Raw genomic sequence first — 9,863 nt, 5'->3', positions numbered from 1 at the left:
GAGTGCGGCTGATCCGGAGGCGGGCGAAACGCCGCGCTTTTCGTACTGTCGGGCATTGTCCCGATGCCATCTGCCCTGTCGCGCCGGGCATCGCCCGGCGGGTCTGACCGGTAAAGCGCCAGCGGGGCGGTGCCCCGCTCTACACGGGAACGATCCGGTGCAAACGGAAGGACCGGCTTGTGAGCCGGCCCTTCTGCGTCAGGTCAGATCGACCAGGTTCTCGATCTTCACGTCAGGGTCGACGTCGGCTTCGTAATCCACGCCGTCGATGCCGAAGCCGAACAGGCGCAGGAAGTCGGCCTTGTAGCCGGCCAGGTCGCTGATCTCGTACAGGTTCTCGTTGGTCACCTGCGGCCACAGCTCCAGCACCCTGCCCTGCACTTCCGGCGCCATTTCCTTGTAGTCGGCGCGCAGGCGGCCTTCCTCGTCGACGAGCGCGACATCGCGGCCCTTCCCGTCCTGCAGTCCGCGGCGGATGTGGTCGGCCGCATTGGCGCCGCCCTGCGGGCCGTTATAGAGGATGTCGTACAGGGTATCGAGCTGTTCGATGCAGCCTTCGTGGGTGCCCTCGCTCTTCATCACCTTGAACAGCAGCGACAGGTACAGCGGCATGGTCGGGATCGCCGAACTGGCCTGGGTGACCACCGCCTTGAGCACCGACACGCGCGCGTCGCCGCCGATGCCCTGCAGCTTGCCGCGGATGTCCTTGACCTTGGTGTCCAGGTCCTTCTTGGCGGCACCGATCGAGCCGTTCCAATAGATGGCCTGGGTGATCTCCTCGCCGACATAGGTGAAGGCCGTGGTGGTGGCGCCAGGGGCGAGCACGCCGGCTTCCAGCAGCGCATCGATCCACATCTGCCAGTCCTCGCCGCCCATCACCTGCACGGTGCCGGAAATTTCCTCGGCGGTGGCCGGCTGCAGGGTGGTCTCGGTCAGCACTTCCTTGTCGGTATCCAGGCCGCGCAGCGTGATCGGCTCGCCGATCGGCTTGAGCGTGGAGCTGATGACCTCGCCGGTCCTGGGGTGCCTGCGGCGCGGCGATGCCAGGCTGTAGACCACCTGGTCGACCTGGCCAAGGTCGGCCTTGATGATCTCGATGACCTTGGCCTTGACCTCGTCGGAGAATGCATCGCCGTTGACGCTGCGCGCATACAGGCCGGCCTGGTGCGCATACTTCTCGAACGCGGCCGAGTTGTACCAGCCGGCCGTTCCCGGCTTGCTCTCGCTGCCGGGCCGCTCGAAGAACACGCCCAGCGTGGCGGCATCGCTGCCGAAGGCGGCCTTGATGCGCGCGGCCAGGCCGTAGCCGGTGGAGGCGCCGATCACCAGCACCTTCTTCGGGCCATGGGCGAGCCGGGGCTGCGCCTTGACGTAGTCGATCTGCTCCTTGACCGCCGCGTCGCAGCCGGCCGGATGGGTGGTGACGCAGATGAAGCCGCGCACACGCGGTTTGATGACCATGGAAACCTCGATTGGATACGGGAAAACAGCGCCGTGGCACATCGCGGGCGGGCGCCGAACCGCGAGGATCGTAGTGTGCGCCTGCGGCGATGACAACCGACGCCACCGCATGGATCGCACAGGAAAATACCAGCTGGACAATGCCGCAGCGGTAATCCGGCCGTGGCAGCGTCGGCCATGCCGGGGACAACGCCGGGCATTGGCCCGCATCATCGGCACTGCGCTTGCCAGCCGACGGCCCGGCACTACCGTACAGGCGGCGCCGGGTAACGGACAAAAAGAAAGAGCCGCGCGATGCGCGGCTCTTTCCCCGGTGGAAACCGGCCGGCCTTACGGACGGCGCGCGAGTTCCTCGACGTCCTTGGCCTTGGGCAGCAGGTCCTGCTTGGAGACCCGGAACGGCCCGATCGTCAGCATCGGCACCGCGACCACCACCGAGGATACGACCACGATCACCGCGCCGATCATGTGGGTTTCGGCCAGGCCTTCCATCGACGTGCCGCCGTACAGGTACAGGGCGAAGGCCGACAGGAAGAACATCACCGCGGTGATGATGGTGCGCGACAGGGTCTGGTTGATCGAGCGGTTCAGCACTTCCATCGAATCCACGCGCAGGCTGCGGAAATTCTCGCGCACGCGGTCGAACACCACGATGATGTCGTTGATCGCGAAGCCCATCACCGACAGCAGGCCGGCCAGCACGGTCAGGTCGAAATCGCGGCCGAGCAGCGACATGTAGGCGATGGTCAGGATCAGGTCGAAGAACGCGGTGATGCTGGCCACCATCGCGAACTTCCATTCGAAGCGCGCGGCGATGTAGATCAGGAAGCCGATCAGCATGAACAGCGTGGCGTAGATGCCGTTCATCGCCAGGTCCTTGCCGACCTGCGGGCCGACGAACTCGCCCGGCTGCACGGTGGCCTGGTTGGCGTCGCTGGTGACGGCGGCGCGCACCTGCTCGGCGATCTTCTGCGCGGCGTCGGCGGCATTGTTGTGCTCGTTGTCCGCCTGCAGGCGGATCATCACGTCGTTGCCGCCACCGACGCTCTGCACCTGGGCATGCTCGAAGCCGGCCGTGGCCAGGCGCTCGCGCACGTGCTCCACGTCCACGGGATTCTCGAAATGGGTGCGCACCACGGTGCCGCCAGTGAACTCGAGCGCGTAGTTGAAGCCCCTGAAGCCGATGATGGCGATGGACGCCACCAGCAGCACCACCATCAACGCCAGCACCGGCTTGCGGTGGCGCATGAAGTCGATGGTGGTGTCGTTCGGGATGAGGTGGAGCGGAAACAATTTCATGCAAGGTTTTCCTTTGGAAGCCCGCACGCGGAAGTGCGGGCTCTTGCGATGGGGTTCGCGTCAGATCGCCACGGAGGTCAGCTTCTTGCGGTGGCCGTAGATCAGCACCGCCAGCGAGCGCGACACGGTGATCGCGGTGAACATCGAGGCGAAGATGCCGATGATCATGGTCAGCGCGAAACCCTTCAACGGACCGGTACCGAAGGCGTACAACGCCACGCCCACGATAAGGCCGGTCAGGTTGGCGTCGAGGATGGTGTGCGAAGCCTTCTCGTAGCCGGCGGCGATGGCCGCCTTGGCCGGCATGCCGCCGCGCAGTTCCTCGCGGATGCGCTCGTTGATCAGCACGTTGGCGTCCACCGACAGGCCCACCGACAGCGCCAGGCCGGCGAAGCCCGGCAGGGTCATGGTCGCGCCGAACAGCGACATCACCGACACCACGATCAGCAGGTTGAACAGCAGCGCCACCGAGGTGATCGCGCCGAACATGCGGTAGTACACGGTGAAGAACAGCAGGGTGAACACGAACGAGAACACCACCGCCTTGATGCCGCTGGCCACGTTCTCCGCGCCCAGGCTCGGGCCGATCACGTATTCCTCGACGAAGTCCATCGGCGCGGCCAGCGAACCGGCGCGCAGCAGCTTGGCCAGGCCTTCGGCCTCGGTCTTCTCCAGGCCGGTGGTGATGAAGTTCTTGCCCAGCGGGCTGTTGATGTTGGCCACGGAAATGACTTCTTCCTTGACCCGGAAGCTGCGCACTTCCTTGCCGTCGACCGTGGTCACCTGCGGGATGCGCTCGGTGTAGACCACGGCCATCGGCTTGTTCACGTTGACGCTGGTGACGTCGAACATGCGCTGGCCGCCGACGCTGTTGAGCGTGACCGCGACCGCGGGCAGGCCGTTCTGGTCGGTGGAGACCTCGGCCTTGACCATCTGGTCGCCGGTCACGATGGTGCGCTTGTTCAGCAGCACCGGCATGCCGCGGCGGTCGCGGTACAGGCGCGCTTCCGGCGGGATGCGGCCGCTGGCCGCGGCATCGGCCGCGTTGCCGTCCACCACCAGGCGGTATTCCAGGGTGGCGGTGGCGCCGATCATGCGCTTGGCTTCGGCGGTGTCCTGCACGCCCGGCAGTTCGACCACGATGCGGTCCTCGCCCTGGCGCTGGATGATCGGCTCGGCCACGCCCAGTTCGTTGACGCGGTTGCGCAGCGTGGTCAGGTTCTGCTCGATGGCGCCGGAGGCGATCTGCAGCATTTCGGCCTGCGGCACGCTCACGGTGATGCGTTCGTCGCTGCCCGAGTAGGTCAGGGTCGGCTGCGCCTTGACCAGCGCGGCGCGGGCCTTGTCCGCGTCGGCGGCGTTGGTCAGCGTCACCTGGATGTCGCTCTCGCCGCGGCGCTCGACCGAGCGGTAGCCGACGCGGTTGTCGCGCAGCGTGGTGCGGATGTCCTCGGCGAAGGCCTCGAAACGCTTGTCCACGGCGGCCTTCTTGTCCACCTGCAGGGCGAAGTGCACGCCACCCACCAGGTCCAGGCCCAGCACCATCGGCTTGCCGCCGATACCGGCCAGCCAGTCCGGCACGGTCGAGGCCAGGTTCAGCGCGACCGTGTAGTTCTCGCCGGTCTTCTCGCGCAGCACGTCGTTGGCCCGGGTCTGGGCATCGAGCGAACCGAGGCGGACGATCAGGCTCTCGCCTTCCTTCTCCACCGACTTGGGCGTGACGCCGGCCTCGCCCAGTGCGGCGCTGACGCGCTGCTTGAGGGCATCGTCGACCTGGCCGCCGCGGTTGGCGGTGATCTGCACGGACGGATCCTTCTGGTACACGTTGGGCAACGCATACAGTGCGCTGAACACCAGGATGGCCAGGATCAGAAAGTACTTCCAGCGAGGAAATTCAAGCATTGCAGGTTCCTGCGCGACGCCTGTCCCGGCGCCGCGTCATGACGGACGGGAAACTCGGATTCAGGCCGCGGACTTCAGCGTGCCCTTGGGCAGCACGTTGCCGATGGCGCCCTTCTGCACGCGGATGCGGACGTTGTCGGCCACTTCGACGGTGATGAAGTTGTCGCCGATATCGGTCACCACGCCGGCGATGCCGCCGTTGGTCAGCACTTCGTCGCCCTTGGAGATCTTCTCCAGCATCGCTTTGTGTTCCTTCTGGCGCTTCATCTGCGGGCGGATCATCAGGAAGTACATCACCGCGATCAGGGCGATCGGCAGCAGGAAAGTGCCCATTCCCGGGGCGGCCGGAGCGGCCTGGGCGACGGGAAGCAGGATAGCCATCGGGTTCATCGTGTGTCCTTAACTGTTGGGCGGCGCCCGCCGGAGCCGGCGCCGCGAAACGGATTCAAGCGGGGAAGTATGCCATAGGGGCGGCCAGGCTCCATTGCAAGGCGCGCCCCCCGACAATCGATGGACAGAGCCCCGCTCCCTGCGGGAGAGGGAACCCGGGCGGGATTGCGGGCGAAGCCTTGTGCGGCCTGATGCCAAGAAAGCTTCGCCCGTACCCTCGCCCGGCGCTTCGCGCCACCTGCAGCCGGCACATCCATGCGCCCTGCCCTCCGGGCGGCTTCGCCGTGCAGTCCGGCAGGCCTGCCGGACCGTCTCGCGGCGGGAGGAGTGAAAAACCTTACAGCGCAGGCGCGACCGCCCCGCGCGCCGCATAGAAGGACTCGCGGAACGCCAGGAAGGTTCCCGCCTCGATGGCCGCGCGCATGTCGGCCATCAGCTTCTCGTAGTAATACAGGTTGTGCAGGGTGCCGAGCATCGGCGCCAGCATCTCGTTGCAGCGGTCCAGGTGGCGCAGGTAGGCGCGCGTGTAGCCGCTGCTGCAGGCATGGCAGCCGCAGCCCGGCTCGATCGTGTCCATGTCGCGCTCGTAGCGGGCGTTGCGGATGCGCACCGTGCCGAACGAGGTGAAGTAGTGGCCGTTGCGCGCGTTGCGGGTCGGCATGACGCAGTCGAACATGTCCACGCCGCGGGCCACGCCCTCGACCAGGTCCTCCGGGCGGCCCACGCCCATCAGGTAGCGCGGGCGGTCGGCCGGCAGGATCGGGTGCATGTGCTCGAGCATGGCGTTGCGCTCGTGCTCGGGCTCGCCCACCGCCAGCCCGCCGATGGCGTAGCCATCGAAGCCGATCTGCTGCAGGCCGTCGGCCGAACGGCTGCGCAGGTCGGCATGCACCCCGCCCTGGACGATGCCGAACAGCGCCGCATCGTTGCCCAGCGCATCGTGCGCATCGCGCGAGCGCCGCGCCCAGCGCAGGCTCAATTCCATCGAGCGGCGCGCCACGTCCTCGGTGGCCGGATACGGCGTGCATTCGTCGAAGATCATCACGATGTCCGAATCGAGCACCTTCTGGATCTTCATGCTCTCCTCCGGCCCCAGGAACACGCGGGCGCCATCGGTCGGCGAGGCGAAGGTCACGCCCTGCTCGGTGATCTTGCGCCGGTGCGCCAGCGAGAACACCTGGAAACCGCCCGAATCGGTCAGGATCGGTCCGTTCCAGCGGCAGAAGCCGTGCAGGCCGCCATGGTCGGCGATCACGTCCAGGCCCGGGCGCAGGTACAGGTGGAAGGTGTTGCCGAGGATGATCTCGGCGCCGAGCGCGCGGACCTGCTCGGGCAGCACGCCCTTCACCGAGCCGTAGGTGCCCACCGGCATGAACGCCGGGGTCTGCACGGTGCCGCGCGGGAAGGACAGCTGGCCGCGGCGCGCATTGCCGTCGGTGGTCTGGAGGGTGAACTGCAGTCTGGACATGGGGCTTGCTTCGATCGGTCTGCGGCCATTGTCGCGGATCGGCGACGGCGGCGCAGGTAAAGGCGGGATCAGGCGTCGGGCTGCGGGAACAGCAGCATCGCATCGCCATAGCTGAAGAACCGGTAGTGCCCGGCGATGGCGTGCGCGTAGGCGTCGAACACCCGCTCCTTGCCGGCGAAGGCCGAGATCATCATCAGCAGGGTGCTTTCCGGCAGGTGGAAGTTGGTGACCATCGCATCGACGCTGCGGATGCGGTAGCCCGGGGTGATGAAGATCTGCGTCTCGCCGGCGAAGGGGTGCAGCTCGCCGTCGCGCATCGCGCTCTCCAGGGCCCGTACCACGGTGGTGCCGACGCCGATCACGCGGCCGCCGGCGGCGCGGGTCCGGCGCACCTGCTGCACCAGTTCGGCACCGACATTGAGCCATTCGCGGTGCATCACGTGGTGGGACAGGTCGTCCACCCGCACCGGCTGGAACGTGCCGGCGCCCACATGCAGGGTGATATGGCCGAACTGCACCCCGCGTTCGCGCAACTGCTGCAGCAAGGCTTCGTCGAAATGCAGGCCCGCGGTCGGCGCGGCCACCGCCCCGACCTGGCGCGCGAACACGGTCTGGTAGCGCTCGCGGTCGTCCGCGCCCGGCTCGCGGTGGATGTACGGCGGCAGCGGCAGCCGGCCTTCGTGCACCAGCCAGGATTCCAGCGGCTCGGGGAGGTCGAAGCGCAGCACGTAGAACTCGCCGTCGCGGCCCAGCACCTCGGCCTCGCCACCGGCATCGAGCTGGATGCGGCTGCCGGGCTTGGGCGACTTGCTGGCGCCGATCTGCGCGCGGGCCTGCTGGCCGCCGAGCAGGCGCTCGATCAGGATCTCGACCCGGCCGCCGGTGGCCTTCTGCCCGAACAGCCGCGCCGGGATCACCCGGGTGTCGTTGAACACCAGCAGGTCGCCGGGCTGCAGCAGGTCCGGCAGGTCGCGGACATGGCGGTCGTCGTAGGCGGCCGGCGCCGGCGGCACCACCAGCAGGCGGCTGGCCGAGCGCTCGGCCAACGGCGCCTGGGCGATCAGCTCCTCGGGCAGGTCGTAATGGAAATCGGACTTCTTCAAGGCCGGATCATCGGGCGGGGGAGCCGGATATTGTACCGGCCCGCGCAAGCGCCCCTGCAGGAGCGGCTTCGGGCTCCTCCGGGAAGCCGCTTCTGCGGCAACGGGAGAGGGTCAGCGCTCGAATTTGGTCGACAGGATGATGGCGCTGGTGGTGCGTTCGACCCCGTCGACCGCACCGATGGCGTCGGTGACCACGTCCATCTCGCCAACCCCGCCCACCACCACCATCGCCACCAGGTCGTGCGCGCCGCTGACCGAGTGCAGGCTGCGCACCTCCGGAATGTCGCGCAGCGCCTTGACCACCGCCGGCATCTTGCGCGGCGACACGGTGATCAGCACGTGCGCGCGCACCTGGCCCTGCTCGTAGTCCTCGTGGGTGCGCACCGTATAGCCGGCGATCACCCCTTGCTGCTCGAGCCGGTCGATGCGGCTCTGCACGGTGGTGCGTGACAACCCGAGCCGGCGCGCAATCTGCGCGGTGGAGGCGCGCGCGTCCTCGCGCAGTACGGAAAGCAGGCGTTCGTCGGCGGGAGAAATCTTCACATCGCGGGCCAAGTTCGTCGATTCGACGAAATTAACCCGATTTTCGACGGAATGACAGCTGCCATATGACCAAAATCTCCAGATAATGGCTATACAAACCTTTCTGGAGATGAGCATGACCGTACTCGGCCCCCTCGCCGCGCTCCGCGCGCACGCCGGCGCCCGCCTGACCATGGGGCTGGACGACGCTGCCGTCGAACGCCTGGCCGCTGCCCATCCCGACCTGTCCGGCGCCATCGCGGCGGCGGCCGGCGAATATGCCCGCATCAAGGGCGAGGTCGCAGACCTGCTGGACCTGGACGAGAAGGACCAGATCGCCGCGATGCAGGCCGGCTTCGTCAATTTCTATGCCGACGACGCGGTCGTCCCGTACATCGCCCTGGCCGCCTGCGGCCCGTGGGTGGTCTCGCTCAAGGGCGCGGTGCTGTACGACGCCGGCGGCTACGGCATGCTCGGCTTCGGCCACACGCCGGCCGACGTGCTCGCCGCCGCGGCCAAGCCGCAGGTGATGGCCAACATCATGACCCCGAGCCTGTCCCAGCGCCGCTTCGTGCAGGCGCTGCGCAGCGAGATCGGCCACACCCGCGGCGGCTGTCCGTTCTCGCACTTCATGTGCCTGAACTCCGGCTCCGAGGCGGTCGGCCTGGCCGCGCGCATCGCCGACATCAACGCCAAGCTGCAGACCGATCCGGGCGCCCCGCACGCCGGCGCCACGGTCAAGCGCGTGGTCATCAAGGGCAGCTTCCACGGCCGCACCGACCGTCCGGCGCTGTATTCGGATTCGACCCGCAAGACCTACGACCGTTTCCTGGCCAGCTACCGCGGCGAGGACAGCGTCATCGCCATCGCCCCTTACGACGAGGCCGCGCTGCGCAAGGTGTTCGACGACGCCAAGGCCAACAACTGGTTCGTCGAAGCGGTGTTCCTGGAGCCGGTGATGGGCGAAGGCGACCCGGGCCGCGCGGTTCCGGCCAGCTTCTACAAGCTGGCGCGCGAACTGACCCGCGATCATGGCAGCCTGCTGCTGATCGACTCCATCCAGGCCTCGCTGCGCGCGCACGGCACCGTGTCCTTCGTCGATTACCCGGGCTATGAAACCCTGGACCCGCCGGACATGGAAACCTACTCCAAGGCCCTGAACGGCGCGCAGTTCCCGCTGTCGGTGCTGGCCGTGACCGAACATGCCGCCCAGCTGTACCGCAAGGGCGTGTACGGCAACACCATGACCACCAACCCGCGTGCGCTTGACGTGGCCTGCGCCACCCTCGCCCGCCTCACCCCGGACGTGCGCCAGAACATCCGCGCACGTGGCGAGCAGGCGGTGCAGAAGCTGGAAGCGCTCAAGGCGAAGCTGGGCGGCCTGATCACCAAGGTGCAGGGCACCGGCCTGCTGTTCTCCTGCGAGCTGGCCCCGCAGTTCAAGTGCTATGGCGCCAATTCCACCGAGGAATGGCTGCGCATGCACGGCGTCAACGTGATCCATGGCGGCGAGAACTCGCTGCGCTTCACCCCGCACTTCGGCATGGACGAGGCCGAACTGGACCTGCTGGTGGAGATGGTCGGCCGCGCGCTGGCCGAAGGCCCGCGCCGCGAGCAGGCCGACGCGGCCTGATCCGGCGCCGGCTGCAAGGCTGAGTACGGGAGAGGGGGGGGGGGGGGGGGCGGGGTTGTGTGGGGGGAGCGGCCGCGGGGGGGGG

The 9,863-nt window shown here is 67.7% G+C and carries 8 protein-coding genes; 1 reads left to right on the top strand and 7 read right to left on the bottom strand.

What is annotated here, in order from left to right; all coding sequences use genetic code 11:
* Positions 1–198: 198 nt before the first annotated feature.
* The 7 genes from fabV to QMX80_RS16680 form a co-directional block, all read right to left on the bottom strand.
* Positions 199–1,461 (bottom strand): enoyl-ACP reductase FabV, encoded by a 1,263-nt coding sequence (gene fabV, locus QMX80_RS16710; RefSeq protein ID WP_282278293.1) that lies wholly within the window; start codon positions 1,459–1,461, stop codon positions 199–201.
* A 330-nt stretch (positions 1,462–1,791) separates the two neighbouring features.
* Entirely contained in the window at positions 1,792–2,760 is a 969-nt protein-coding gene (gene secF / locus QMX80_RS16705) for a protein translocase subunit SecF (protein ID WP_055769329.1), read from the bottom strand.
* Between the two features lie 60 nt (positions 2,761–2,820).
* The gene (secD, locus tag QMX80_RS16700; RefSeq protein ID WP_282278292.1) at positions 2,821–4,662 is read right to left on the bottom strand and encodes a protein translocase subunit SecD; all 1,842 of its coding nucleotides are present in this window, start codon (positions 4,660–4,662) and stop codon (positions 2,821–2,823) included.
* A 60-nt stretch (positions 4,663–4,722) separates the two neighbouring features.
* Positions 4,723–5,052, bottom strand: a complete 330-nt coding sequence (gene yajC, locus QMX80_RS16695) for a preprotein translocase subunit YajC (RefSeq protein WP_054665275.1) — start codon at positions 5,050–5,052, stop codon at positions 4,723–4,725.
* Positions 5,053–5,389: 337 nt separating this feature from the next.
* Positions 5,390–6,520 carry a tRNA guanosine(34) transglycosylase Tgt gene (gene tgt, locus QMX80_RS16690; RefSeq protein ID WP_055769333.1) on the bottom strand — a complete coding sequence of 377 codons (1,131 nt, stop codon included), beginning with the start codon at positions 6,518–6,520 and terminating at the stop codon, positions 5,390–5,392.
* Positions 6,521–6,588: 68 nt separating this feature from the next.
* Positions 6,589–7,623, bottom strand: coding sequence for a tRNA preQ1(34) S-adenosylmethionine ribosyltransferase-isomerase QueA (gene queA / locus QMX80_RS16685; RefSeq protein ID WP_282278285.1), 1,035 nt, complete (start codon positions 7,621–7,623; stop codon positions 6,589–6,591).
* 111 nt (positions 7,624–7,734) lie between these two features.
* On the bottom strand, positions 7,735–8,166 hold the full coding sequence (locus QMX80_RS16680) for an Lrp/AsnC family transcriptional regulator (protein ID WP_055770313.1): 432 nt from the start codon (positions 8,164–8,166) through the stop codon (positions 7,735–7,737).
* A gap of 115 nt (positions 8,167–8,281) precedes the next feature.
* On the opposite strand from QMX80_RS16680, the gene QMX80_RS16675 reads away from it, so the two are divergent.
* Positions 8,282–9,778: an aminotransferase class III-fold pyridoxal phosphate-dependent enzyme gene (locus tag QMX80_RS16675; protein ID WP_282278283.1), complete on the top strand. Its 1,497-nt coding sequence runs from the start codon at positions 8,282–8,284 to the stop codon at positions 9,776–9,778.
* Positions 9,779–9,863 lie beyond the last annotated feature (85 nt).

Origin of the sequence: Stenotrophomonas sp. PS02297, assembly GCF_029959705.1 — a bacterium.
Classification (GTDB): Bacteria; Pseudomonadota; Gammaproteobacteria; order Xanthomonadales; family Xanthomonadaceae; genus Stenotrophomonas; species Stenotrophomonas nitritireducens.
The sequence above is the reverse complement of the archived record's forward strand: the minus strand, read 5'-3'. Positions and strand labels throughout refer to the sequence as shown.